Source organism: Paraburkholderia sp. (assembly GCF_050742655.1).
Classification (GTDB): domain Bacteria; phylum Pseudomonadota; class Gammaproteobacteria; order Burkholderiales; family Burkholderiaceae; genus Paraburkholderia.
In genome coordinates this window covers 69,197-92,949 of record NZ_JBOIGG010000011.1, presented here as the reverse complement: position 1 = coordinate 92,949, position 23,753 = coordinate 69,197, and the positions used below count along the sequence as shown (strand labels likewise).

The 23,753-nt window shown below is 64.7% G+C and carries 22 protein-coding genes; 6 read left to right on the top strand and 16 right to left on the bottom strand.

Going from position 1 to position 23,753, the window contains the following annotated elements:
* Window positions 1-342 precede the first annotated feature (342 nt).
* The gene (locus ACREXZ_RS17080; protein WP_431765281.1) at window positions 343-1,851 is read right to left on the bottom strand and encodes an ammonium transporter; all 1,509 of its coding nucleotides are present in this window, start codon (window positions 1,849-1,851) and stop codon (window positions 343-345) included.
* Between the two features lie 27 nt (window positions 1,852-1,878).
* Window positions 1,879-2,217: a P-II family nitrogen regulator gene (locus ACREXZ_RS17075; RefSeq protein WP_006048089.1), complete on the bottom strand. Its 339-nt coding sequence runs from the start codon at window positions 2,215-2,217 to the stop codon at window positions 1,879-1,881.
* Window positions 2,218-2,651: 434 nt separating this feature from the next.
* Here ACREXZ_RS17075 and ACREXZ_RS17070 point away from each other — a divergent pair, with 434 nt between their 5' ends.
* Window positions 2,652-2,906 (top strand): accessory factor UbiK family protein, encoded by a 255-nt coding sequence (locus ACREXZ_RS17070; RefSeq protein ID WP_133650002.1) that lies wholly within the window; start codon window positions 2,652-2,654, stop codon window positions 2,904-2,906.
* Window positions 2,907-3,005: 99 nt separating this feature from the next.
* The gene (locus tag ACREXZ_RS17065) at window positions 3,006-4,568 is read left to right on the top strand and encodes a YifB family Mg chelatase-like AAA ATPase (RefSeq protein ID WP_431765280.1); all 1,563 of its coding nucleotides are present in this window, start codon (window positions 3,006-3,008) and stop codon (window positions 4,566-4,568) included.
* 352 nt (window positions 4,569-4,920) lie between these two features.
* On the opposite strand, the gene ACREXZ_RS17060 is transcribed toward ACREXZ_RS17065, so the two are convergent.
* Window positions 4,921-5,535: a hypothetical protein gene (locus tag ACREXZ_RS17060; protein WP_431765279.1), complete on the bottom strand. Its 615-nt coding sequence runs from the start codon at window positions 5,533-5,535 to the stop codon at window positions 4,921-4,923.
* A 159-nt stretch (window positions 5,536-5,694) separates the two neighbouring features.
* On the opposite strand from ACREXZ_RS17060, the gene ACREXZ_RS17055 reads away from it, so the two are divergent.
* Window positions 5,695-6,219 (top strand): TlpA disulfide reductase family protein, encoded by a 525-nt coding sequence (locus ACREXZ_RS17055; protein ID WP_431765278.1) that lies wholly within the window; start codon window positions 5,695-5,697, stop codon window positions 6,217-6,219.
* Between the two features lie 64 nt (window positions 6,220-6,283).
* On the opposite strand, the gene ACREXZ_RS17050 is transcribed toward ACREXZ_RS17055, so the two are convergent.
* The 8 genes from ACREXZ_RS17050 to ugpQ form a co-directional block, all read right to left on the bottom strand.
* Window positions 6,284-7,633 (bottom strand): sigma-54-dependent transcriptional regulator, encoded by a 1,350-nt coding sequence (locus ACREXZ_RS17050; RefSeq protein ID WP_431765404.1) that lies wholly within the window; start codon window positions 7,631-7,633, stop codon window positions 6,284-6,286.
* Between the two features lie 18 nt (window positions 7,634-7,651).
* Window positions 7,652-9,667 (bottom strand): sensor histidine kinase, encoded by a 2,016-nt coding sequence (locus ACREXZ_RS17045; RefSeq protein ID WP_431765277.1) that lies wholly within the window; start codon window positions 9,665-9,667, stop codon window positions 7,652-7,654.
* Window positions 9,668-9,671: 4 nt separating this feature from the next.
* Window positions 9,672-10,961, bottom strand: a complete 1,290-nt coding sequence (locus tag ACREXZ_RS17040; protein WP_431765403.1) for a dicarboxylate/amino acid:cation symporter — start codon at window positions 10,959-10,961, stop codon at window positions 9,672-9,674.
* 363 nt (window positions 10,962-11,324) lie between these two features.
* Window positions 11,325-12,392 (bottom strand): ABC transporter ATP-binding protein, encoded by a 1,068-nt coding sequence (locus tag ACREXZ_RS17035; RefSeq protein ID WP_431765276.1) that lies wholly within the window; start codon window positions 12,390-12,392, stop codon window positions 11,325-11,327.
* 25 nt (window positions 12,393-12,417) lie between these two features.
* A complete protein-coding gene (locus ACREXZ_RS17030; protein WP_431765275.1) occupies window positions 12,418-13,209 on the bottom strand; it encodes an ABC transporter permease in 792 nt (263 codons plus the stop codon).
* Window positions 13,206-14,141 (bottom strand): ABC transporter permease, encoded by a 936-nt coding sequence (locus tag ACREXZ_RS17025; protein WP_431765274.1) that lies wholly within the window; start codon window positions 14,139-14,141, stop codon window positions 13,206-13,208. Before ACREXZ_RS17025 ends, ACREXZ_RS17030 begins: the two co-directional genes overlap by 4 nt.
* Window positions 14,142-14,263: 122 nt before the next feature.
* Complete coding sequence (locus ACREXZ_RS17020) at window positions 14,264-15,376, bottom strand: ABC transporter substrate-binding protein (protein WP_431765273.1); 1,113 nt, start codon at window positions 15,374-15,376, stop codon at window positions 14,264-14,266.
* A gap of 74 nt (window positions 15,377-15,450) precedes the next feature.
* On the bottom strand, window positions 15,451-16,251 hold the full coding sequence (ugpQ, locus tag ACREXZ_RS17015) for a glycerophosphodiester phosphodiesterase (RefSeq protein ID WP_431765402.1): 801 nt from the start codon (window positions 16,249-16,251) through the stop codon (window positions 15,451-15,453).
* Window positions 16,252-16,592: 341 nt separating this feature from the next.
* Between ugpQ and ACREXZ_RS17010 the strand changes: the two genes are divergently transcribed.
* Window positions 16,593-17,363: a DeoR/GlpR family DNA-binding transcription regulator gene (locus ACREXZ_RS17010; protein ID WP_431765272.1), complete on the top strand. Its 771-nt coding sequence runs from the start codon at window positions 16,593-16,595 to the stop codon at window positions 17,361-17,363.
* Window positions 17,364-17,373: 10 nt separating this feature from the next.
* Here ACREXZ_RS17010 and ACREXZ_RS17005 read toward each other — a convergent pair whose 3' ends face one another.
* Window positions 17,374-19,041: a Na/Pi cotransporter family protein gene (locus ACREXZ_RS17005; protein WP_431765271.1), complete on the bottom strand. Its 1,668-nt coding sequence runs from the start codon at window positions 19,039-19,041 to the stop codon at window positions 17,374-17,376.
* 206 nt (window positions 19,042-19,247) lie between these two features.
* On the opposite strand from ACREXZ_RS17005, the gene ACREXZ_RS17000 reads away from it, so the two are divergent.
* Window positions 19,248-19,937 carry an HAD family hydrolase gene (locus tag ACREXZ_RS17000; protein ID WP_431765270.1) on the top strand — a complete coding sequence of 230 codons (690 nt, stop codon included), beginning with the start codon at window positions 19,248-19,250 and terminating at the stop codon, window positions 19,935-19,937.
* Between the two features lie 208 nt (window positions 19,938-20,145).
* Here the strand turns inward: ACREXZ_RS17000 and lipA are convergent, their stop codons facing one another.
* From lipA to ACREXZ_RS16985, 3 genes are all read right to left on the bottom strand, one after another.
* Entirely contained in the window at window positions 20,146-21,150 is a 1,005-nt protein-coding gene (lipA, locus tag ACREXZ_RS16995) for a lipoyl synthase (protein ID WP_431765269.1), read from the bottom strand.
* Window positions 21,151-21,163: 13 nt separating this feature from the next.
* Window positions 21,164-21,928: a lipoyl(octanoyl) transferase LipB gene (gene lipB / locus ACREXZ_RS16990; protein ID WP_431765268.1), complete on the bottom strand. Its 765-nt coding sequence runs from the start codon at window positions 21,926-21,928 to the stop codon at window positions 21,164-21,166.
* 86 nt (window positions 21,929-22,014) lie between these two features.
* A complete protein-coding gene (locus ACREXZ_RS16985) occupies window positions 22,015-22,341 on the bottom strand; it encodes a DUF2917 domain-containing protein (protein ID WP_431765267.1) in 327 nt (108 codons plus the stop codon).
* 99 nt (window positions 22,342-22,440) lie between these two features.
* Here ACREXZ_RS16985 and ACREXZ_RS16980 point away from each other — a divergent pair, with 99 nt between their 5' ends.
* Complete coding sequence (locus tag ACREXZ_RS16980; RefSeq protein ID WP_431765266.1) at window positions 22,441-23,412, top strand: transcriptional regulator GcvA; 972 nt, start codon at window positions 22,441-22,443, stop codon at window positions 23,410-23,412.
* Window positions 23,413-23,425: 13 nt separating this feature from the next.
* On the opposite strand, the gene ACREXZ_RS16975 is transcribed toward ACREXZ_RS16980, so the two are convergent.
* Window positions 23,426-23,695 (bottom strand): DUF493 family protein, encoded by a 270-nt coding sequence (locus tag ACREXZ_RS16975; protein WP_431765265.1) that lies wholly within the window; start codon window positions 23,693-23,695, stop codon window positions 23,426-23,428.
* Window positions 23,696-23,753: the final 58 nt, after the last annotated feature.

The following is a 23,753-nucleotide window of genomic DNA, read 5'->3' as shown; positions in this document are numbered from 1 at the left end:
ACTCACGGGCTTAGATGCAGCGATTGTAGAGGGTAGCGGGGTATTTGCCCCCTGCATGTTGGGATGATCTCGCAACTCGCAAGCCCGCATCCACCCTGCTGTGAGCAAGGTTTTATATCGTTTCGATAGCGAGTGCGTATCAGCGGCAGCCGGTTGGCCGCGCGGGGCGGGGCTGACGCCTGCTCGAGGCTGGGCAGGTGGTGGCGAAAAAGCCTGTGGCGCGGGCTCAGACGGGCGAAAAAAAGCCCGCCGGGTGGCGGGCCAGATCGCTGCGCTTGATTCGTCCGGCAGGGTCTCGCATGCCGGACGTCTCTCCTGTTGCTCTTACGTCCTTATGTTCGTTTATTCGACGTGCTCGCCGTGCAGCGCCACGTCGAGACCTTCGCGTTCCTCTTCTTCCGTCACGCGCAGGCCCATCACCATGTCGATGCCCTTCAGCAGGATGAAGCTCACCACGCCGCTGTAGATCAGCGTCGTCAGCACGCCCTTTGCCTGCAGGATCACGCTGCCGTCCGCGCCGCCGATGTCCTTGACCGCGAACACGCCGGTCAGCAGCGCACCGATGATCCCGCCGATGCAGTGCACGCCGAACGCGTCGAGCGAATCGTCGTAGCCAAGCTTGTGCTTGAGCCACGAGGCCGACCAGAAGCAGACCACGCCGGCGACGAGGCCGATCACCAGTGCACCGATCACGCCGACGAAGCCCGAAGCCGGCGTAATCGCCACCAGACCCGCCACCGCACCCGACACGATGCCGAGCACCGACGGCTTACCCTTCGCGATCCATTCGGCGAACATCCAGCCGAGCGCTGCCATCGCGGTTGCGATCTGCGTCGTCAGCATTGCGAAGCCGGCACGGCCGTCAGCCGCCACTGCCGAACCCGCGTTGAAGCCGAACCAGCCCACCCACAGCATCGATGCACCGACCAGCGTGAGCACGAGGTTGTGCGGTGCCATCACGTCCTTGCCGTAGCCGACGCGCTTGCCGAGCACCAGACAGCACACGAGGCCCGCGATACCGGCGTTGATGTGCACGACCGTGCCGCCCGCGAAGTCCAGGATGCCTGCGCTAGCCAGCCAGCCGGTCGGTTCCCACACCATGTGCGCGATCGGCGAGTAGACGATGATCGACCAGAGCGTCATGAACACGAGCATCGACGAGAACTTCATCCGGTCGGCGAATGCACCGGTGATCAGCGCCGGCGTGATGATCGCGAACGTCATCTGGTAGACGAAATAGACCGACTCCGGAATCGTCGAGGCCAGATGGCTGACGGTCAGTGTCGTGGCCTTGTCACCCTTGATGTAGTTCATGCCCGACAGGAAGACCCGCGAGAAGCCGCCGATGAACGAGCCGCCCGGCGTGAACGCGAGGCTGTAGCCGACCACGGTCCAGACGATCGTCACGACGCAGGTGATCGCGAAGCTTTGCATCAGCGTCGCCAGCACGTTCTTCTTGCGGACCATGCCCGCATAGAACAGCGCGAGGCCCGGAATCGTCATGAACAGCACGAGCGCGGTGGAGGTCAGCATCCACGCGGTGTCGCCCGAGTTGATCTTCGACGAATCGACCGAGAACGGGGCGGTCGGCGCAGCAGGAGCGGCAGCTGCGGCGGCCGAAGCGGCCGATGCGTCGGGCGCAGCGGCGGCGCTCGCCGCAGGCGCGGCGGAAGCGTCGGCGGCAGGCGCCGAAGCGGCGGCGGCGGCCGACGCGTCAGGCGCGCTCGCCGTCGTGTCGGCTGCGGCAGCCGATGCGGCAGCGGGCGCCGAAGCGTCGTCTGCCAGCGCGGCACCGATACCGCCCGCGAGCAGCGAGCCGGCCATCAACAAGGACATCAATAATTTGCGCATCTCTGTTTCCTCTTGTCGCTGTTTTTTTTACAGGGCGTCCGCGCCGGTCTCACCGGTGCGAATCCGAATCACTTGTTCGATCGGCGTAACGAAGATCTTGCCGTCGCCGATTTTCCCGGTGCGCGCCGCACGCTCGAGCGCTTCGATTGCCTGATCGACGATGTCGTCCGAGACCGCGGCCTCGATCTTCACCTTCGGCAGGAAATCGACGACGTACTCGGCGCCCCGATACAGTTCGGTGTGCCCTTTCTGACGCCCGAAGCCTTTGACTTCAGTGACCGTGATCCCCGAGACGCCGATGGCCGACAAGGCTTCGCGCGCCTCATCGAGCTTGAACGGCTTGATGATTGCGGTGATGAGTTTCATGACTACCTCGCTTTTAGTTGCGTAACCTTGCTAACCCGTAACCCCTGCGTAACCTTCTGGTAACCCGTTTGCGTGGTGCGTCGACAGAGCGACCCGTTTGCCGGATCGCTATTGCTGCGCCGTCCGGTCGCCCGGGATGCGCGCGGGGCAGTAACAGCAACTCGCATGCCATGTGTGTGGCAGACTGTCGTCCCGCGGCACGCTGCAGGGCTGTCAGCCGGACCGGCCGAACGGCCAACGTACGCGGCGCACGGTGGCATGCCGCGTGTATCGTTGCTAGAGTGATCGCATGCGTCGGGGATGGGGGCGCGCACCAAACGCGCTCATCCGGCGGCCGCCGCTCACTACCCATGCACCAGCATCGATCACGCGCCGATGTGAGGCACAGCGGCAATGAAACGCGCACAGTTTTTGTGCAATCAAGGGGATTTACGATGAAACAACCGAACGACGTCTTCAACGACTTTCAAGCACGTATCAGCGATCTGCTCAAGAACTCGCCGGCGAAAGATGTCGAGCGCAACGTCAAGGCGATGTTGTCGCAAGGCTTTTCGAAGCTCGACCTCGTGACACGTGAAGAATTCGATACGCAGACCCAGGTGCTGGTGCGCACGCGTTCGCGGCTCGAGGAGCTCGAGCGCCGGGTAGCAGAACTCGAACAGAAGCTTCCCGTCACGCAATCGTCCTGATCTCCCGCTGATCCACGCATCACCGGCAAGCGCGCCGTGACGTCGTCAGCGTTCTAGAGAAAGGTGCGCCCGTGGGGCGCACGGTCCGACGGAGAAAACATGTCGCTTGCCGTGGTGCGCAGTCGCGCGCCGGCCGCTGGCCGCGCGCCTGAAGTGACCGTCGAGGTCCATCTCGCGAACGGGCTGCCGTCTTTTTCGATCGTCGGCTTGCCGGATCTCGAGGTCCGCGAAAGCCGCGAACGCGTCCGTGCAGCGCTGCAGAACTGCGGCCTCGATTTCCCGGTCCGGCGTATCACCGTCAATCTCGCTCCCGCCGATCTCCCGAAGGAATCGGGCCGCTTCGATCTGCCGATCGCGCTCGGCATCCTCGCGGCGAGCGGCCAACTGCCCGCCGAATCGCTACTGCATCGCGAGTTCGCGGGCGAGCTGTCGCTGACAGGCGCGCTGCGTCCGATGCGCGGCGCGTTCGCGATGGCATGCGGCGTCGCGCGCAGCGCGACGCACGGGCACGACGCGCCCGCCGCAGACAGTGCGGTCCCGCCAGAGCTTTATCTACCTGCCGCGAGCGCGCAGGAGGCGGCGCTGGTGCCGGGTGTCGTCGTCTACGGCGCCGCGGATCTGCTGTCGCTCTGCGCGCACCTTGCTGGCTCGGAAGACGGCCGTCTTTCGCCCGCACAGCCACTCGTTCCCGTCGAAAGCGCGGCCTCCGCGCCGCTGCCCGACATGCTCGACGTAATCGGCCAGCGTGCGGCGCGGCGTGCACTGGAAGTCGCCGCCGCCGGCGGGCACCATGTGTTGATGATCGGCCCACCCGGCGCCGGCAAGTCGATGCTCGCGGCACGCCTGCCCGGCCTGCTGCCGCCGATGACCGACGACGAGGCGCTGACCTCCGCCGCGCTGCTGTCTGCGAGCGCGGCCGGTTTCTCGCCGACGCACTGGCGGCGACGCCCGTTCCGCGCGCCGCATCATTCGTCGAGTGCGGGCGCGCTGGTCGGCGGACGCAATCCGCCGCAGCCCGGCGAAATCACGCTCGCGCATCTCGGTGTGCTGTTTCTCGACGAACTACCCGAGTTCGATCGACATGTCCTCGAAACGCTGCGAGAACCGCTGGAAGCCGGACGCATCACGATCTCCCGCGCGGCCTGGCAGACCGACTTCCCCGCCGCATGCCAGCTCATCGCGGCGATGAACCCGTGTCCGTGCGGCTGGCGCGGCGATCCGAACGGCCGTTGCCGCTGCACGCCGGATAACGCGGCCCGCTATCTGCGCAAGCTGTCCGGACCGCTGCTCGATCGCATCGACATCCAGCTCGAAATTCCGGCGCTGTCGCCCGCCGAGTTGTCGGCGCGTTCGTCGACGGTGGGCGAGTCGAGCGCATCGATCGCGAAGCGCGTGCGCGTGGCCCGTGAGCGGCAACTCGTGCGACAAGGCAAAACCAATCGCGAACTGACCGGCCGCGAGGTGGACGAAGTCTGCCGGCCTGATGCCGACGGCGAAGCGCTGCTACGCGACGCGGGCGAACGTTTCGGCTGGTCGGCGCGCGCGTACTACCGGGTGCTGAAAGTCGCCCGGACCATCGCCGATCTGGCCGGGAACGATGTACCGACCGGGGGCCAGGTCGCCGAAGCGGTGCAGTATCGACGCGCGATGGCCGGGCGATGAATGGTCAAGAAAGGGCAAAAAACGGCTGTCAAGACTTGACTTATGCACACAGACACGCCTCAGTCAGATTTCGACACAACTGAAAGGTCCACGTTAACCCGATCTTTAAGATCATTGATTTTATTGATTTTTTTCGATTGCCGAGATCTCAGGCAAACTGATGAGATGCCCATCCGACGGGCATCAGGGCGATGCCCCGAGGAGTTTTCAACAAAGTTATCCACAAGTCCTGTGGGTAACAAAAAAATCCCCATTAAATCCGCCTATTAGAGCGATAAGCTACAGCGGAACTTTCAGTCTGAATCTCGACTCACGGTTTGCCGATCAGCAGGTTTCGCGCCGAAGCCGCCAGTCAAAAAAGTTTGAACGACGAAAAAAACTGGTCGATCTGTTCCTGCGGCGGCTCCTTGCTACCGATAATCGCGGCCTGATACACGTGACGCCCGCGCGCGACGAGCCGCGCATGGATGACCCGCTGCTCCTGGTTTGCACCGGCCTTGCCGCTGTATGTCATCTCGATACCGAGCACCTGGCCGCCGGCCGCCAGCGGAATCTGCGTCGCGTGCGCGTCGGGCGTCGCGCCCACGTTGCGTGCAAGCCCCGAGCGCAGGAATTCGAGCGCGGTCCGCTGCATCTGCGGATCGTCGGAGGGCAGCACCACGGTACCGACCGCGAACACCGAGTGGCCGGCTTCGGCGATCTGCATCTTCATCGTCATCGGTATGCCGCCGATGTCGATCTGCCGCTCGTCGCTGCTCGGCTTGGCCGGCAGGTCGATGGTGTAGCCGTTGTCGTCGTTCATCACGGTGCGCCAGTCGTAAGTCGGCGAGCAGGCCGCAAGCGCGACACCAGCGACGATCACATACAGCGCGGCACAAACAGCACGCCCAGCCGCACGACGACGAAGGAGGGATTGCACGACACCACGAGGAAGCAAACGAGAGAGACGAAAAACGGACCGAAGCATAAGACCTGAAAGCCGAAAGACAGATAAAGACAGAAACCGGGAATCGCATTATCCGCCGATGCCGGCCGCGATGCCGCGTCCCGGGATTGACGCTACAATACGGACGCTATCCCAATGCACCACGCCGTTTCAGCGCCCCGCGCTTTTCGAGGTCTGCTCATGAGCCCTACCCCTGTTTCCCGACGTGCCGGCCCGTTCCGCTATATCGCGGCGGCCGTGGTCGCCGGTGCGATCGCGATTGCCGGCTATTTCACGTTCGGCAGCCAGCAGCACGTTCCGGATGCGACGTTCACGCTGCTGTCCGGCCAGAAAGTGTCGACCGCCGATCTGAAGGGCAAGGTGTATCTGATCAACTTCTGGGCGACGAACTGCGATACCTGCATCAAGGAAATGCCGCAGATGGTCAACACGTACAACCGCTTCAAGGGCAAGGGGCTTGATTTCGTCGCGGTCGCGATGAACTACGACGCGCCGATGTACGTGACGAACTACACACAGACGCGCCAGTTGCCGTTCAAGGTCGCGATGGACGACGGCTCCGCGGCGAAGCAGTTCGGCAACGTCCAGTTGACGCCGACCACGTTCGTCGTCGACAAGAACGGCAAGATCCTGAAGCGCTATGTCGGCGAGCCGCAGTTCGCCGAACTCGACAAGCTGCTCGAAAAAGCGCTGAACGCAGCCTGATTCTGCTGCACACGGCATCGGCGTTCCACGTCGATGCCGTCTCTCACGAACGCGATCGCGTTCCTCACCGCTCCCCATCTCCACGCGCCGCCAGGCCGTATCGCCTGATCTTCTCGTAGAGTGTCGCCTTGCCGAGCTGCAGCCGGTCGGCCGCCACCGCAACCGCGCCGCCCGCCTGATCCAGCGCCTCTGCGATCACCGCCCGTTCGAACTGCTCGACCCGCTCTTTTAGCGGCTGCAGCGCATTGTCGTCCGGCACCGCCGTCGCGCCCTCGTCCGGCACACCGAGCACCAGACGGTCGGCCGCGTTGCGCAGCTCGCGCACGTTGCCCGGCCAGTCGCGCTGCATCAGCGCGGTTCGCTGCCGGTCGGTGAGAAGCGGCGCGGGCCGGTCGTAGCGGACGGCGGCATCGAGCAGAAAATGTTCGAACAACGGCACGATGTCCTCGCGACGCTCCGCCAGCGGCGGCAACGCGATCGTCACGACGTTCAGCCGATACAGCAGGTCGCGCCGAAACGTGCCGGCCGCCACGTGATCCGTCATGTCGCCCTTGGCCGCGGCCACGATGCGGCAGTTCACGCGGATCGGCTGATTCGAACCCAGCCGCTCGAGCACGCCGTCCTGCAGCACACGCAGCAGCTTCACCTGGAGCGCGAGCGGCATGCTCTCGATCTCGTCGAGAAACAGCGTGCCGCCGGACGCATGCTCGAGCCTGCCGATGCGGCGTTTCGCCGCACCGGTGAAAGCGCCTGGCTCGTAGCCGAACATCTCCGACTCGAACATCGTCTCCGGCATCGCGCCGCAATTGACCGCGATGAACGGCTTGTCGCGACGTGGCGACAGCTCGTGCAGACTGCGCGCGATCAGTTCCTTGCCTGCGCCCGTGTCGCCGTTGATCAGCACCGACGCATCGGTCGGCGCGACGTTCGCGATCAGACGCCGCACCTGTTCGATCGCGGCACTGCGGCCGATGATGCGCGGCGCCACCGAACTCTGTCCCGCAAGTTCACGGCGCAGTGCGAGGTTTTCCAGCACCAACTTGCGGCGCTCGAGCGCACGCCGCACCGTTTCGATCAGCCGCTCGGAGGCAAACGGCTTTTCGATGAAGTCATAGGCGCCGTCGCGCATCGCCTGTACGGCCATCGAGATGTCGCCGTGACCGGTGACGAGAATCACCGGCACGTCGGGTGCACGCTCGCGGCACTGCGCGAGCAGATCGAGCCCGCTCGCGCCCGGTAGCCGGATGTCGCTGACGACCACGCCCGCGAAATCCGACCCGATCGCGCGCGCCGCCGTCTCCGCCGACGCGTGCCCGACGACGTCGAAGCCCGCCAGTTGCAAACTCTGCACGCTGGCGCGCCGCACGAGCTCGTCGTCTTCGACGTACAGCACCTGCAAACCGTTATTGACCATGATCGTTGTCACCCGAAATCAGGAGCCCGCGACGAGCGGATCCGCGACCGTCGCACGCGCGCGGCGTAGCGTCAGCACGAACACCGCGCCGCCGTCGGGCGCATTGCGCGCGGTCAGCGAGCCACCGCAGTCGCGCGCGATCGACGACGAAATCGCGAGCCCAAGGCCCAGCCCCTGACCCATCTCCTTCGTCGTGAAGAACGGTTCGAAGAGTCGCGGCAGCACGTCGTCCGGAATCCCCGGACCGTTGTCGCGCACCGCGATCGACAGCGTGCCGTCCGACGCGTCGATCTCGATCGCAATGTGTGGCGACGGCGTGCCGGCCGTTGCATCGAGCGCGTTGCCGAGCAGATTGATCAGCACCTGTTCGAGTCGCAGCTCGTCGCAATGCGCGACCAGTTGCGCGCTGTCATCGTGAATGTCGAACGGCGTGCGACTCTGCGTATAGACATCCACCGAGGCGATCTCGATCGCGACACCCTGCAGACGCTTCTGCAGCAGCGCGAGCACGTTGCGCAACGCGCGCGCCACCGGTGCGCGCGCACTGCGTGGCCGCGCGCGCCCGACGAACAACTTCAGCTGGTTCGTGATCTTGCCCATGCGCTCGGTCAGCGCGGCGATCGCTTCGAGGTTCTCGCGCGCCGACGCGTGATCGCCACGTTCGAGCAGCACGCGCGTGTTGTCGGAGAATCCGCGCAGCGCCGCGAGCGGCTGGTTCAGCTCGTGCGTGATGCCGGCCGCCATCTGGCCGAGCGCGGCGAGTTTGCTCGCCTGCACGAGTTCGTCGTGCGCGGCGCGTAGTTCCTGCTCGGCACGCGTGCGTTCGCCGACTTCTTTCGTCAGTTGCTCGTTGGCCTGCGACAAATCAGCCGTGCGCTCGGCGACGCGCTGGTTCAACTCCGCATAGGCCTTCTGCAGCAGCGCGCGGCTGCGGATCATCTCGCGCACGCGCGCGCGGCGCATCCGCCAGTAGAACGCGAACAGGCACAGCGACACATAGCCGAAGGCGGTCACGACGGTCGCGTTGCGCGCATCGCGATCGACCGGATCGACGGACGCCATCGTGATCAGGTGCCAGTCGGGTCCGCCGAGCGCCCGACGCGACGCGAGATAACGCGGCGCATAGCGGCCACCGCCGACGCGCACGATCTGCGCGCCGCCCTCGAGCGTGCGCTCGATCGTCACCGGCAGCGGTGCGATCTGCTGCTGCGCGTACTGGCGCGTCTGGTAGATCGATTCGGCGACCGGTCCCGACAACGGCCGCACCGTGTGGTATTTCCACGCCGGCACCGACGACAGAAACACGACGCCGTGATCGTCGGTGACGATCAGCGGCTCGGATGCATCGGCGCCCTGAAACCATTCGAGATTGAGCTTCACCACCGCGACGCCGACGATCGCGCCTTCGCGATACACCGGTTGCGAGATGTAGTAGCCGGGGTCATGCGAAATCGTGCCGATGCCAAAGAAGCGGCCGACACCGCCCTTCACCGCATCGTCGAAATACGGACGGAACCGGTATTCGACGCCGACGAAACTCTCCGTGTCGTGCCAGTTGCTCGCCGCAACGCAGATGCCGTTCGCCTTGATGATGTAGGTCGCGGTCGCGCGCGCGTGGCGGTTCAGGTCTTCGAGATAGCGGTTCGCGCGGTCGACGCGCTGCGGGTTCGGCTCGGCGAGCACGTCCTGCACGAGCGGATGCTCGGCGAGCAGGTACGGCAGCGACTCATAGCGCTCGAGCGTGTTCTTGAGCGCGTTGGTCGTGCGGTCGGCGCGCACGGCGGCGTTGCGCCGCAGACTGTCGATACCGCGCTGCCACGTGATATTCCACGTGAGCGCACTCGCCGCCACGAGCCCGGCGACGAGCGCGAAGAAAATCAGCAGGCGGCGCGTCACGGTAGCGGTGTCCGGTCGATGGAAGTCAACCATTGTGGCATAGCCCGGCACCGCACCCGCGCCGCTTGCGCCGCCCGCATGGACGAGCGGGCGGGACGGCGCGGGCGCCGTGGGCCCGTGCCGTCCCGTGGTACTCATCGCGTCAGGCGCCGGCCGTTTCGCTTTCGCTGACCGGAGCGCCGCCGCGCAGCGCAGCGCGCAGCTTCGAACGGTCCAGCTCCTTCTCCCACGCCGAGATGACGACCGTCGCGACACCGTTGCCGACGATGTTCGTCAGCGCGCGGCACTCGCTCATGAAGCGGTCGATGCCGAGAATCAGCACCATGCCCGACAGCGGAATCGTCGGCACCACCGCGAGCGTCGCCGCCAGCGTGATGAAGCCCGCGCCGGTCACCCCGCTCGCACCCTTCGACGTCAGCATCGTCACCGCGAGCAGCGTCAGTTGCTGCGTCCACGTGAGGTCCGTGTTGGTGGCCTGCGCGATGAACAGCACCGCCATCGTCATGTAGATGTTCGTGCCGTCGAGGTTGAACGAATAGCCGGTCGGCACCACGAGGCCCACCACCGAGCGCGAGCAGCCGAGCTTCTCCAGCTTCAGCATCAGTTGCGGCAGCGCCGCTTCCGACGAGCTCGTGCCGAGCACGATCAGCATTTCTTCCTTGATGTACGCGACGAAGCGCAGGATGTTGAAACCGACCGCGCGCGCGATGATGCCGAGCACGACGACCACGAACACGATCGACGTCAGATAGAACGTGCCGATCAGCTTCAGCATCGGCACCAGCGAACCGATGCCGTATTTGCCGATCGTGAACGCCATCGCGCCGAACGCGCCGATCGGCGCGAGCTTCGTGATGATGCGCACGACGCCGAACAGCACGTGCGAGATCCCTTCGATGAAGTCCGTCACCACCTTGCCACGGTCGCCGAGCGTCGCGAGCACGCTGCCGAACAGCATCGCGACCAGCAGGATCTGCAGGATTTCGCCTTGCGCGAATGCCGACGAGATCGTGTCCGGGATGATGTGCATCAGGAACTCGACGGTGCTCTGGCCGTGCGCCTTCGCCGCGAACGATGCGACCGCCTTGGCGTCGAGCGTCGCCGGATCGACGTTGAAGCCGACACCCGGTTTCAGCACGTGCGTCGCGATCAGGCCGAGCACCAGTGCGAACGTCGACACGATTTCGAAGTAGAGGAGCGCCTTGCCGCCCACCCGACCCACTTTCTTCATGTCCTGCATCCCGGCAATGCCGGTCACGACCGTACAGAAGATGATCGGGCCGATCACCATCTTGATCAGCTTGATGAACGCGTCGCCGAGCGGCTTCATGTCGACGGCGAACGCCGGCGAGTAATGACCGAGCACGACGCCGATGATGATCGCGGCGATCACCTGGACGTAGAGGATTTTATAAAAGGGTTTCTTCACGATATTTCCTGCGATGTGGATGAGCCGGAGCAGATGGCCTGCCACGCTGCGCATCACGCGAACGAACGAGCGTCACGCCTGTGCACGGCAGTCGGGCCGCGACAAGACGATGCGTTCAGGAATACCGGGTGGGAAATTCGGACATCGGTTGTCTCCTTGCTGTAGTTGTCGGCCTTTGAGGCCGCGATGCATTTCGCAAGGGTGATGCCAGCATGCAGGCGCGATTCGGCCTTTGATTTTTATGGAGTTTTTTGGAGCGATACGGGTGTGTCGTCCGGGATTCCGGAAATCCGGACGATTCGCGTCGTGGAATCCGGACGCAGAGCGATGGGGTAAACACCAACCAGACGCCGGCGCCCCACCCGCTTAAACACCCTCCTCAAGCACCAGCAGATTGTCGTGCGAAAAACCAAGCGCGACCGGCTGGCCACGTTCGGGCAGCCGGCGATTCGGATCGTTGAACACATCAAGCGAAATCACCGCGTCCTTCACACGCGTCCGGATCCGCACCACAGCACCGAGGAAATTCACTTCCTCGACGGTCGCCATCAGCGAATTGCGTCCCGCCGCCGGCGCTTCGAGCACGATCGCCTCGGGCCGCAGTGCGAGCAGACGCTGCTTGCCGGCATCGTCGGCGGGCAATTCGCGCGACGTCACGAGTTCCTGTCCATCGACGGCCATCCTGCCGCTCGCCGGATCGACCACGTGCCCCGACAGGATGTTCAGCGTGCCGACGAACGACGCGACGAAGCGCGTGCGCGGATAGTTGTAGATCTCCGACGGATTACCGACCTGTTCGACGCGCCCTTCGTTCATCACGACGATGCGGTCGGAGATCGACAGCGCTTCTTCCTGATCGTGCGTGACGAAGATCGATGTGATGCCGAGTTCGCGTTGCAATGCGCGGATGTCCTGCCGGAGCGAAACGCGGATCTTCGCGTCGAGCGCCGACAGCGGCTCGTCGAGCAGCAGCACCTGCGGCTTGCCGGCAAGCGCACGCGCCAGCGCGATGCGCTGCTGCTGACCGCCCGATAGCTGCCACGGGTAGCGCTCGCCGAGCGACGGCAGCTTGATCAGCTGCAGCATCTCGTCGACGCGCGCGCGGATCTCTTCCTGCGGACGACGCGCGACGCGCAGCCCGAAACCGATGTTGTCGGCCACCGTCATGTTCGGAAACAGCGCATACGACTGGAACACCATGCCGACCTTGCGCTGCCGCGTGCGCAGATGCGTGACGTCGCGACCGTCGAGGCGGATCGTGCCGCGCGTCGGGCTTTCGAAGCCCGCGATCATCCGCAGCACAGTCGTCTTGCCACAGCCCGACGGTCCGAGAAACGTGACGAATTCGCCGCGCTCGATCTTCATGTCGAAGTGATGCAGCGCGGTGTTCGCGCCGAAGGCCTTGTGCAGATTTTCGATTTCGAGAAATGCCATGACTCGCCGCCTCAGTTCCAGTTCGTCAGGTTTTCTGTCCGGACAGCGCGCGCGCCGAACCGAACACCTGGATCAGCCCCATCGAGGCCCACGTGACGACGAACGCGATGATCGCGAGCGCCGACGGTTCATACGCGCGGTTCGCGCCGATCAGTTGCAGGTATGGCCCAAACGCCGGCCGGTCGAGCAGGCTCGCCAGCGTGAATTCGCCGATCACCACCGCGAACGTGAGAAACGCGCCGGACAGGATGCCCGAGCGGATGTTCGGAAAAATCACCTTGAAGAGGATCGTCGTCCAGTGCGCGCCGAGACACTCGGCCGCTTCGGTCAGCGAACGGATGTCGACCGCACGCAGCCCCGCGTCGACCGCGCGGTACATGTACGGCAGCGACAGCGTCACGTAGCCGAGCACGAGCAGCACATCGGTCGAGCGCTCGTTGCCGGTCAACGGCAGGATCGAGCTGCTGTTGTAGATGCGCAGATAGCCGAACACAATCACGATCGCCGGAATCACCAGCGGCAGCAACGTGATGAACTCGACCAGCGGTCGCAGCTTCGGCAGCCGCAGTTGCACCCAGTACGCGGTCGGCACGACGAGCAGGATGCCGACGACGATCGTCAGCAGCGCCATCAGCATCGAGTAGCCGAACGACGCCTGGAAGCGCGGATCGGACAGCACGACCTTGTACGCGTCGAAGCTGTACGTGCCGCGACGCATCTTCAGGCTGAACTCGAAGGTCGCGATCAGCGGAATCAGAAAGTACAGCGAACCGACGATCATCGCGGTCCATGCGCCCACACGCGACTGATTTTTCATCGACGCCCCCTTTCCGCGCGCGCACGCAGCCAGATATAGCCGCCGTTCGACAGACCGGTGACGAGGATCATCCCGAGCGCGAGCGCGTAGCCGAGGTTCTGGTTGTGCAGCACGTCCCCGCGAATCTGCGCATACAGCAGGATCGTCACGATGTTCAGCGAACTGCCGGTCAGCGCATACGCGGTCGCGACCGCGCCGAACGAATTCGCGAACAGCAGCAGCGTCGCGCCGAGCACGCTCGGCCACAGCACCGGCAACGCGACGTAACGCCAGTACTGCGTCGCCGTGCCGCCGAGACAGTCGCATGCCTCGCGCCATTCGCGCTTCAGGCCGTCGAGCGCCGGCGTGACGATCAGCACCATCAGCGGAATCTGGAAGTACAGGTAAGTGAGCGTGAGGCCCCAGAAGCTCAGGATGCTGAAGCCGGTCGAATACAGATTGAAGTCGAGGTACTTCTTCAGCAGCATCGTGACGAGACCGACGCGGCCGAGCGTGCAGAGAAACGCGAACGCGAGCGGCACGCCCGCGAAATTCGATGCGACGCCGGAGAAGGTCATCAGCGTCGGACGGATCCAGCCTGGCAGCTTGCCCTGCACCGCGGCCCACGCAAGCAGCGAGCCGATCACCGCACCGCCCAGCGCCGACGCGGCGCTCACCTTCATGCTGATCCAGTACGCGTCGAGCACGCCTTCCTGGAACAGCTGGCGCAGGTTATCGAGCGTGAAATGCCCCTGTGCATCCTGGAACGCACCGACGATCAGGAAGCCGGTCGGCAAGATCAGGAACAGCACGGCGAACAGGAAGAACGGCATCACGCCGATCCACGTCCACAGCGATCCGCGCGCCGCGCCGTTCGCTTGCGGCGTCGGTGCCGGCACGGGCGGAACCAGCAGGTCGGCCTGCTCCACGCGAGCCTCCGATGAAGCGCTCATCACTCACCTCAAAAGCGCGGCGAGCTGTGACAACAGCCCGCTTTTGCACGACAGGCCGATGCATTCGTGCATCGGTGGAACAGACGCACGGCGGCGGGCAGGATGTGCCCGCCGCGCGGCGCTTACTTCACGTTTGCGCCGACAGCCGTATCCCATTGCTTCGTGATCGTGTCCTTGTACGCGTCCTGCTGCGACAGCGTCGGGAACACGGCGCTCTTGTACGCGGCGGCCGGCGGCAGCTTGTCGAGCAGCGCCTGCGGCACCTTCTTGCCTGCGACCAGCTCGTTGTAGCGGATCGGGTGGCAGTAGCCCGCGAGCCAGCCAATCTGGCCTTCGTCCGAGTACAGGTATTCCATCCACAGCTTCGCGGCATTCGGATGCGGCGCGTATGCGCTGATCGCCTGCGCGTACACGCCCGCGACGACGCCCGTCTTCGGCACGACGACCTGCACCTTCGGATTGCCCTTCAGCGTGTCGCGATCGGCCAGCGCGTTGTAGTCCCAGCGCACGATGATCGGCGTCGTCCCCTGCGCGAGCGATGCGGCCTTGCCGATCACCGGCACGAAGTTGCCGCGCTTGTTCAGCTCGGCGAAGAACTTGAGGCCGGCATCGGCCGCCTTCGAAGCGTCGTTCTTCGTCTGCGACAGACCGGACGCGTAGATACTCTGGATGGCCTGGTTCGCCGCGCGCGGATCGCCGGCGAGCGCCACCGCGTTCTTGTACTCGGGCTTCAGCAGATCGGACCAGTCGGCCGGCGCCTTGTCGATCATGTCGGCGTTCACTTCGAACGACAGCACACCGTAGTAATCGCCGTACCAGTAGCCCTCCGCATCCTTCGATTCGGCGGGGATCGAATTCCACGTCGAGACCTTGTACGGCTGCAGCAGACCCTGCGCTTTCGCGGTCGGTCCGAACGACAGGCCGACGTCGATCACGTCCGGTGCCTGCGGTCCCTTGTTGCCCTTGTTCGCCTTGATCGCCTCGACTTCGTCGCCCGAGCCCGCATCCGGATTCAGCTCGTTGATCTTGATGCCGTACTTCTTCTGGAATGCACTGATCACCGCACCGTAGCCGCACCAGTCGTGCGGCAGCGCGATCACGGTCAGCTGGCCTTCCTGCTTCGCTGCAGCGACCAGCGCATCGGGCGGAGCGGCGAACGCCGCGCTCATGCCCCCGGCCGCGACACCGGCGACGGCCGACATCGAAAGTAAACGGCTTAACGTCGTGCGGTTCATGGTGTTCCCATCCTCTGCCGAAAATAGCTACGTTGATGAATGATCGGGCGTGGCCCTGCTTCGAGGCGAACGCGTTATGGCGCAGTGGGTGCGATCGGCACGCCGCCGGCGATGATATCGATGCGGTCGGTACAAATCATGTCAACGCCCCAGCGGGCGAGTTCTTCCGCTCTTGCGGGATCGTTCACGGTGTAGGTCAGCACGCGCAGGCCGGCCGCGTGAATATCGGCGACGCGTTGCGCCGTGATGTCCTTATGGTTCGTATGCACGGACACGCAGCCCAGTTCGCGTGCGATCGCGAGCCAGTCGTCGGGCAGCGCGTCGAACAGCATGCCGCGCGGCAGTCCCGGCACGGCATCGCGCGCAGCGGCGAGCGCTTCAGCGGAAAACGACGACAGCAACGGAGGTGTTTGCGGTTGTGCGTGCATGCCCCACAGCGAGCGTGCCGCCTGTGCGACGAGCGTGCCCGTCTGCGCATCGCGACCAGGGCACGGCTTGATTTCGATGTTCGCGGCGATGCCCTCGCGCGCGCAGCGGGCCGCGACATCGGCGAGGGTCGGCAGACGTGTGCCGGCAAAAGCCGGGCCGTACCACGCACCCGCATCGAGCGCGGCGAGCTGTGCCCACGTGTGCTGCGCGGCAGCGCCGTGGCCATTCGTCGTGCGGTCGACCAGATCGTCGTGCAGCAGGAAAACTTCGTTGTCGGCGGAGAGCTTCGCGTCGAACTCGATCATCCGGTAGCCGTAGCGGATGCACGCGTCGAAGCCGGCCAGCGTATTCTCAGGCGCAAGCGATCCGCCGATGCGATGCGCGACGTGCGCCGGATAGGGCCATGCGCCCTCCGTCGCCGCTGCTCCACCGATCCCCGTCTCCAGTTCCACGTTCAGCCTTCCTTTTCAAATAACCGACAGGCCGGCGCACGAATCGCCCCGCCCGTATCATCTCTATCCGAAACGACGCGCAGTGTGTCGAAAGCGACGTCGACTGTTCGAAAGCGGACATTTTCATTCTTTTTCGAACATCCGCTTTTCGAAATCGGCGCCGTCGATTGATGTGCGAAGGCTAAATTCAAATACACAACTATGCAAGCTGCCAAAAAAATACAACACGCGGCGGATAAAATAGTACGCTCGACATGTACGTGACACACCTGCATGGCAGTGGTATTTATGCGGTACACACCCCTTTCAATATTTTGCGCCGGGACTCATTGGCAATGTGGCAGAAAGACCGTCATCAACGAATCCGCGCGCTGCTGTCTACGTTGCAGCGCGTCTCCACCGAACGCATCATGGCGGACCTCGGCGTGTCGCGCGAGACCGTGCGGCGTGACCTGCTCGACCTCGAAGCGGTCGGCGAACTGCGGCGCGTGCACGGCGGCGCGGTGCGGCCCGGCGACGAAGCGCCGATCGCCGAGCGCGCGCATACGCATGTGAAGTCGAAGACCGCGATTGCGAAGGCGGCGACCGGCGTGATCGCGAGCGGCCAGACGCTGTTCATCGACGCGGGCACGACCACTGCGCTCCTTGCCGAGGAACTGGCGAAGCTCGCCAACCTGACCATCGTCACCAACTCGATCGACGTCGCGCTGAAACTGCGCGGCACGTCGGAGCCCGCGGAGATGTCGAACGAAGTGATCCTGCTGGGCGGCTCGATCAGCGATCGCGCGTTCGCGACCACCGGCGCGACGACGATTCTCGACATCCGCCGCTACCGCGCTGATGTTGCGCTGCTGTCGCCGGTCGGCATCGACATACGCGGCGGCGCGACCAACTTCGATCACGCGGAAACCGAGGTCGCCCGCGCGATGGTGGATGCCTCGGACAAGATCGTGATCCTCGCGGATCACAGCAAGATCGGTCAGCGCAGCCGCATTTCATATTGCCCGATCGAACGCATCGATATCCTCATCACCAACAGCAAGGCCGTCGACGTCGCGGATTTCCCGTCGCTCAAACGCAAGCTGCGCAAAGTCGTGCTCGCGTAAGCCCCGCGCGTCACTCCTTCACGTGCCTCGTGTCGAGCACGCGCTTGCGCAGCCGCGTCTGGCGCAGCGCACCGGCTGCGTCGAGCACCGGGTACGCGGTCGAGCAGAACAGCGAGTTTAGCCGCTTCATGTCGCTGATCAGGTCGAGGTGCAGCGCGCTGGTCTCGATGCTGCGCAGCGTCTGCCCGGCGAGGCGATCGACGTGCGCATACGAGTACGCGCGCTCCAGATCGCGGAAGCGCTCCTTCTCCGCCAGCAGTTGCTCCGCGCAGCGCAGATCGTTGTTCAGGAACACCGACAGCCCCAGTTGCAGATTGCTGATCAGCCGCGCGTGCAGATCTTCGAGTTCGCCGAGCCCTTCGTCGGAAAACGCGAGGCGATGCGAAATCTTCTTCTCTTCGATATCGCCGACGATGCGCTCGATGATGTCACCCGCATGCTCGAGGTTGATCGTCAGCGCGATGATGTCGGTCCAGCGGCGACTATCGGTTTCGTCGAGCTGCTCGCGGGAAATCTGCGCGAGGTAGGTCTTCACGGCCGCGTACAGATGATCGACGTCGTCGTCCATGCGGGCTGTGTCGCGCGCCTTCTGCAGATCGTTGTGATGCAGTAGCTCCGCGACGTTGTCGAGCATCGAGCGCACGATGTCGCCGATGCGCAGCACCTCGCGTGCGGCGTTCGCGAGCGCGAGCGTCGGCGTGGTCAGCGCCCCGGCGTCGAGATGCAGCGGCCGGATCTCGCCGTTCGGTACCGCGCGATCGGGCAGCAGGCGCTCGCACACGCGGGCGACCGGATCGATCAGCAGCAGGCACGCGCAGCAGCGCAGCGTGTTGTAGATCAGGTGAAAGGCGACCGTCGCCTCGCGCGGATTCTCGATCAGCACCGGCAGACCGCGTGCGAGCAGCGGCGCGAATGGCAGGATCAGCAGCGCGCCGGCAAGCTTGAACGCGAGGCTGCCGAGCGCGAGCCGCCGCGCCGCTGCATTCTGCGCAAGCGTGCCGATCAATGCGAGCATGCCGCTGCCGAGGTTCGCGCCGATCACGAGGCACAGCGCGACCTTTAGCGAGATCACGCCCGACGATGCCAGCGTCGCGGTCAGCAGCACCGCCGCGAGGCTCGAGTACGAAATCATCGCGAATGCGGCGCCGACGAGCGCATCGAGCATCGTGTCGCCGGTCAGCGCGCCGAACATCACGCGCACGCCGGCGCCATGCATCATCGGCTGCACCGCTTCGACGATCAGATGCAGCGCGAGCAGGATCAACCCCAGCCCGATCGCCGTGCGGCCCGCCTGGCCGAGCCGCGTCTGCTTGCGCGACAGGAACACCGGCACGCCGAACAGCACGAGAAGCGGCGACAGCCAGGACAGATCCAGCGTCAGCAGCCGCGCCATCAGCGCCGTGCCGACGTCCGCGCCGAGCATGATCGCGAGGCCGGCCGCGAGCGGCAGGAGCCCCTGCGCGGCGAACGACGTGACGATCACCGCGGTCGCGTTGCTGCTCTGGACCAGACTCGTCACACCGATGCCGGCGACGAACGCCTTGAAGCGGCCGTTGGTGCTGCGCCCGAGCACGCGACGCAGGTCCGCGCCGAGCACCCGCAGGATGCCCGTGCGCACGATGTGCGAGCCCCACACGAGCAATGCGACACCGGACAGCAGATTAAGAAGAATCAACATGTCGGACTACGCTTCCAGTACCTTCGGCCACAACGGCCGCCGGCTGCCGGCCCATCCCGTTCCGGCGTTTATGACAGTAGTGTTGCACATTTCTGCCATATTGTAATTTTGTGCGTTTAAATATAGGATCGCCCGGCGTGCGATCGCGCATGCCGGGCGCGCCGTTGGTCGGCGCCGTGCCGACGAACCACCGCGAGGAAAAACCGATGGGCCGCAATCTGGCGCTGTTCGATCTGGATCACACGCTGCTACCGCTCGATAGCGATCAGGCGTGGGCGCATTTCCTGGCTGGGCTGGGGATCGACGGGGCGCGGCAGCACGCCGCCGAGATCGACGGATACTACCGGCAATACTCGGCTGGCACGCTCGATATGAACGATTACCTGCGCTACACGCTCGCGCCGCTTGCGCGCTATTCGCGCGAACAGCTCGATGCATGGCATGCGCAGTTCATGGAGCAGGTGATCGTGCCGGCGATCCGGCCCGCCGCGCTCGCGCTGCTGCGCCGGCATCGGGATGCGGACGACCTGTGCTGCATCGTCACCGCGACGAACGTGTTCGTCACCGCACCGATCGTGAAGGCACTCGGCGTCGAGCATCTGCTCGGCATCGAACTCGGTACCGAAGGCGACGATCCGGCCGCGCGCTACACCGGCCATGCGACGGGCGTGCCGAGTTTTCGCGAAGGCAAGATCGTACGCACCGACGCATGGCTCGCATCACTCGGCACGACGTTCGGCGATTTTCCGAAGAGTTACTTCTACAGCGATTCGATCAACGACGTGCCGCTGCTCGAACGCGTCACCGATCCGGTCGCGACCAATCCCGACGACCGGCTGCGCGCGGTCGCGACGCAACGAGGCTGGCCGGTGCTCGATCTGTTCGACGCGGGTTGAATCAGTCCGCTTAGGAACCGGTTCATCTGGAAGCCCTATGTGAGTCTGATGTCGAAAAGGCTTCCAGCTATAGGGAGTTTGGCGGCACCGGGCGGACGGGCACCGCGTGCATGCGCTGCAGGAACCTGCCGCAGAAACGACAAAGCCCGCGATAACGCGGGCTTTGTGCTGCTGCATCGTGCTGCGTGCTACAGGCGAGAACTGCGCGTTACACGACACCCGCGCCATGCGCCTGCAGGTCCGCGTGATAGCTCGAGCGCACCATCGCGCCAACGGCCGCGTGCGTGAAGCCCATCTTGTACGCTTCTTCCTCGTACATCTTGAACGTATCCGGATGCACGTAGGCGCGCACCGGCAGATGGTGCTCCGACGGCTGCAGGTACTGACCGATCGTCAGCATGTCGACGTCGTGCGCGCGCAGATCGCGCATCACCTGAAGAATTTCCTCTTCGGTTTCGCCGAGACCGACCATCAGGCCGGATTTCGTCGCGACGTCCGGATGCAGCGCCTTGAAGTCCTTCAGCAGCTTCAGCGAGTGCGCGTAGTCCGAACCCGGACGCGCTTCCTTGTACAGACGCGGCACCGTTTCGAGGTTGTGGTTCATCACGTCGGGCGGTGCGGCGTTCAGGATCGACAGCGCACGGTCCAGACGGCCGCGGAAATCGGGTGTGAGAATCTCGATACGCGTTTCCGGCGACAGCTCGCGCACCTGGCGGATGCACTCGACGAAGTGGCCCGCGCCGCCGTCGCGCAGATCGTCGCGATCGACGCTCGTGATCACCACGTACTTCAGCTTCAGCGCGGCGATCGTGCGGGCGAGATTGAGCGGCTCGTCGGTATCGAGCGGATCGGGACGGCCGTGGCCGACGTCGCAGAACGGACAGCGGCGCGTGCACTTGTCGCCCATGATCATGAACGTCGCGGTGCCCTTGCCGAAGCATTCGCCGATGTTCGGGCAGCTCGCTTCCTCGCACACGGTGTGCAGGTTGTGCTCGCGCAGGATCTGCTTGATCTCCGAAAAACGCGAACTGCCGGTCGCCGCCTTCACGCGGATCCACTCGGGCTTCTTCAGTTTTTCGATCGGGATGATCTTGATCGGGATGCGCGCGGTCTTGGCCTGCGCCTTCTGTTTCGCGGTCGCGTCGTACGCGGCGGGAGCGGGTGCCGGTGCGGCGTCGGTGGTGGCAGCGAGGTTCGCGGTAACGTCAGTCATTCGTTCGATCCAGTCAGGCAGCAACGACGCCGGCCTGCGGTTGGGCGACGGCCGCGGAATCGCCGTCGATGTTTGCGGTGAGGCGGGCAGCCAGGGTACCGGCTACGTCGTTCCAGCCGGCGGCGACGCCAAGCGTCGCCATGTCGATCGTTTCGAGGCCGGCGTAACCACACGGATTGATGGCCAGAAACGGTTGCAGGTCCATGTCCACGTTCAGGCTGACGCCGTGATAGCTGCAGCCGTTGCGGATTTTCAACCCAAGCGCGCCGATCTTCGCCCCGCCGTGCAAGCCTGCCTGCGGGCCGGGCGCGATGTAGATGCCGGGCGCGCCTGCCTTGCGTTCTCCGGCGAGATTATACGCTGCGAGGGTATCGATCACGGCCTGCTCGATCCGCTTGACGAGTTCGCGCACCATCAGTTTGCGGCGCCGCAGATCTAGCAGCAGATAGGCGACCACCTGCCCCGGCCCGTGGTACGTGATCTGACCACCACGGTCTACTTTCACGAGCGGAATGTCGCTGTCAGCCGCGAGCAGGTGGGCCGGATCGCCGGCCTGGCCGAGCGTGAAAACGGGGAGATGTTCGACGAGCCAGATTTCGTCGGGGGTATCGGCGGTGCGGGCATCGGTGAACGCGCGCATCGCCGCAAAGCTGGTTTCATACGACTCGACGCCGCGCCAGCGCAGCTCGACACCCGGCGAACGGACCGTTGCGGGCATGACCTCGGCGGGTATCGGAGAGGACGGCGAAGGAGATGGAAAAGCCGGCGAAGCGCACATAGTTCCGGCAGTTTACCGAAAACCGTCGCACCTCGCCGGCCACTGGCCGATGTGACCACCATCGGCCACCCTGTACCTCACCACGATCAGACCGCGCGCCAGCCGTCCCGGAAATGCAGACCGAAGCGCTCGCCGATGCGTCCGAGCCAGTTGAAGAACTTCTGGTCCGCCCGCGCAGGCACCGCGAACGCGACTCGCGCAGTCGGCCCGCCCTCGGCGCTCAGCCACAGCCGCTCGCCGCGCCGCAGATGCAGCGTGTGACCCGGTTCGAGCCAGTAGTCTTCCGTATCGTCGCTGCGCGTGACCCAGATCGGATTGCACGACACGGCGAGCCGGGTGCTGCGCGCAACCTTCATCGGCACCGTTTCGCCAGGCCGGATTTCGAACGTGATACTAGAGGAAATTTCCCGCATGACAGCCTCCGCAAATACCTGTTTGACGCTTACAATCGTAGGCGCAGCAAGGGTTTACGCAAAACGATGAATTTTCACCGCTATGTGAGCTAAATTGCGATGGATCTGCGACAACTCCCCGCACTGAACGCGATCAAGGCGTTCGAGGCAGCCGCCCGCCACGAGAGTTTTTCGCGCGCCGCCGACGAGCTCTTCGTCACCCACGGCGCGGTCAGCCATCAGATCCGCGCGCTCGAGGCCGAACTCGGCGTCGCGCTGTTCGCGCGCGACGGCAAGCGCGTACGGCTCACCGATACGGGCCGCCGCTACGCGACCCAGGTCCGCGCCGCACTCGAAACGCTCGCCGAAGCCACCCAGGCCATCCGCGCCGGCGACCGCGAGCGGCGCCTCGTCGTATCGATGCTGACGTCGTTCGCGGCGCGCTGGGTCACGCCGCGCATCGGCAGCTTCATCGAGGCGAATCCGCAGTGGGACCTCGAACTGCTATCCACCAACGCACTCGCCGATTTCGCACGTGACGACATCGATATCGCGATCCGCTTCGGCTACGGCAAATATCCGGGCCTGCATGCGGAGCTGCTGCTGGAGGAGATTTTCTTTCCCGCGTGTTCGCCGGACTTCAACGGCGGCAAGCTGCCGAAAACGCCCGCGGATCTCGCGAACGTGCCGCTGCTGCGCTCAGACGACGAGCTGTGGCGTCTGTGGTTCGATGCGGCCGGATTGAACGCGTGGCCGGAGCCGAAGCGTGGCGTGCTGTATACGGATTCGTCGAATCTGCTGCAGGCCGCAATCGACTGCCAGGGCGTCGCGCTCACACGGCGTTCGCTCGCAATGCCCGAGATCGCGGCAGGCCGGCTGGTGCGGCTGTTCGACATCGACGGGCCGAGCCCATGGCAATACTACTTTCTGTGCCCGCAGCAGACGCTGCACACGGCGCGCGTGCAGGCGTTTCGCCAGTGGGTGTTCGACGAGGTGGGGCGATTCCGGCAACTGTTCGAACGGGCCTGCGCGGAAGGGCCGACCATCACCGCGACCCGCGTCGCGAAAGCGTCATTGCAGGCGGGACGCTAAACGCAGACTGCGTTCAAAGCACGATCTTCACCATCGGGTGCCCAGTGAGCGCGCGATAGATATCGTCCAGATGCTCGCGGTTCAGCGCGCGCACCGTCACCGTGAGGCCGGTGTAGTTACCGCCGCTCGACGGCCGCGTTTCGATGCGAGCCGCGTCGAAGCCGCCGTCGAACCCGCGGAGTACCGTCGCGATCGTGTCGGCGAATTCGGGATGCGACTTGCCCATCACCTTGATCGGAAAGTCGCACGGATATTCAATGAGTGATTCGTTCTCGGGGTTCATCCCTCGCTCCCTGAATCGATGACGCCGCGCGAAACGACGCGCGGCGATCGCAGGCCTG

Excerpts from the sequence above, each read along its gene's own strand:
- ACREXZ_RS17080 (WP_431765281.1), bottom strand. The coding sequence starts at position 1,851 with ATGCGCAAATTATTGATGTCCTTGTTGATGGCCGGCTCGCTGCTCGCG.
- ACREXZ_RS17075 (WP_006048089.1), bottom strand. The coding sequence starts at position 2,217 with ATGAAACTCATCACCGCAATCATCAAGCCGTTCAAGCTCGATGAGGCG.
- ACREXZ_RS17070 (WP_133650002.1), top strand. The coding sequence starts at position 2,652 with ATGAAACAACCGAACGACGTCTTCAACGACTTTCAAGCACGTATCAGC.
- ACREXZ_RS17065 (WP_431765280.1), top strand. The coding sequence starts at position 3,006 with ATGTCGCTTGCCGTGGTGCGCAGTCGCGCGCCGGCCGCTGGCCGCGCG.
- ACREXZ_RS17060 (WP_431765279.1), bottom strand. The coding sequence starts at position 5,535 with ATGCTTCGGTCCGTTTTTCGTCTCTCTCGTTTGCTTCCTCGTGGTGTC.
- ACREXZ_RS17055 (WP_431765278.1), top strand. The coding sequence starts at position 5,695 with ATGAGCCCTACCCCTGTTTCCCGACGTGCCGGCCCGTTCCGCTATATC.
- ACREXZ_RS17050 (WP_431765404.1), bottom strand. The coding sequence starts at position 7,633 with ATGGTCAATAACGGTTTGCAGGTGCTGTACGTCGAAGACGACGAGCTC.
- ACREXZ_RS17045 (WP_431765277.1), bottom strand. The coding sequence starts at position 9,667 with ATGAGTACCACGGGACGGCACGGGCCCACGGCGCCCGCGCCGTCCCGC.
- ACREXZ_RS17035 (WP_431765276.1), bottom strand. The coding sequence starts at position 12,392 with ATGGCATTTCTCGAAATCGAAAATCTGCACAAGGCCTTCGGCGCGAAC.
- ACREXZ_RS17030 (WP_431765275.1), bottom strand. The coding sequence starts at position 13,209 with ATGAAAAATCAGTCGCGTGTGGGCGCATGGACCGCGATGATCGTCGGT.
- ACREXZ_RS17025 (WP_431765274.1), bottom strand. The coding sequence starts at position 14,141 with ATGAGCGCTTCATCGGAGGCTCGCGTGGAGCAGGCCGACCTGCTGGTT.
- ACREXZ_RS17020 (WP_431765273.1), bottom strand. The coding sequence starts at position 15,376 with ATGAACCGCACGACGTTAAGCCGTTTACTTTCGATGTCGGCCGTCGCC.
- ACREXZ_RS17010 (WP_431765272.1), top strand. The coding sequence starts at position 16,593 with ATGTGGCAGAAAGACCGTCATCAACGAATCCGCGCGCTGCTGTCTACG.
- ACREXZ_RS17005 (WP_431765271.1), bottom strand. The coding sequence starts at position 19,041 with ATGTTGATTCTTCTTAATCTGCTGTCCGGTGTCGCATTGCTCGTGTGG.
- ACREXZ_RS17000 (WP_431765270.1), top strand. The coding sequence starts at position 19,248 with ATGGGCCGCAATCTGGCGCTGTTCGATCTGGATCACACGCTGCTACCG.
- lipA (WP_431765269.1), bottom strand. The coding sequence starts at position 21,150 with ATGACTGACGTTACCGCGAACCTCGCTGCCACCACCGACGCCGCACCG.
- lipB (WP_431765268.1), bottom strand. The coding sequence starts at position 21,928 with ATGTGCGCTTCGCCGGCTTTTCCATCTCCTTCGCCGTCCTCTCCGATA.
- ACREXZ_RS16985 (WP_431765267.1), bottom strand. The coding sequence starts at position 22,341 with ATGCGGGAAATTTCCTCTAGTATCACGTTCGAAATCCGGCCTGGCGAA.
- ACREXZ_RS16980 (WP_431765266.1), top strand. The coding sequence starts at position 22,441 with ATGGATCTGCGACAACTCCCCGCACTGAACGCGATCAAGGCGTTCGAG.
- ACREXZ_RS16975 (WP_431765265.1), bottom strand. The coding sequence starts at position 23,695 with ATGAACCCCGAGAACGAATCACTCATTGAATATCCGTGCGACTTTCCG.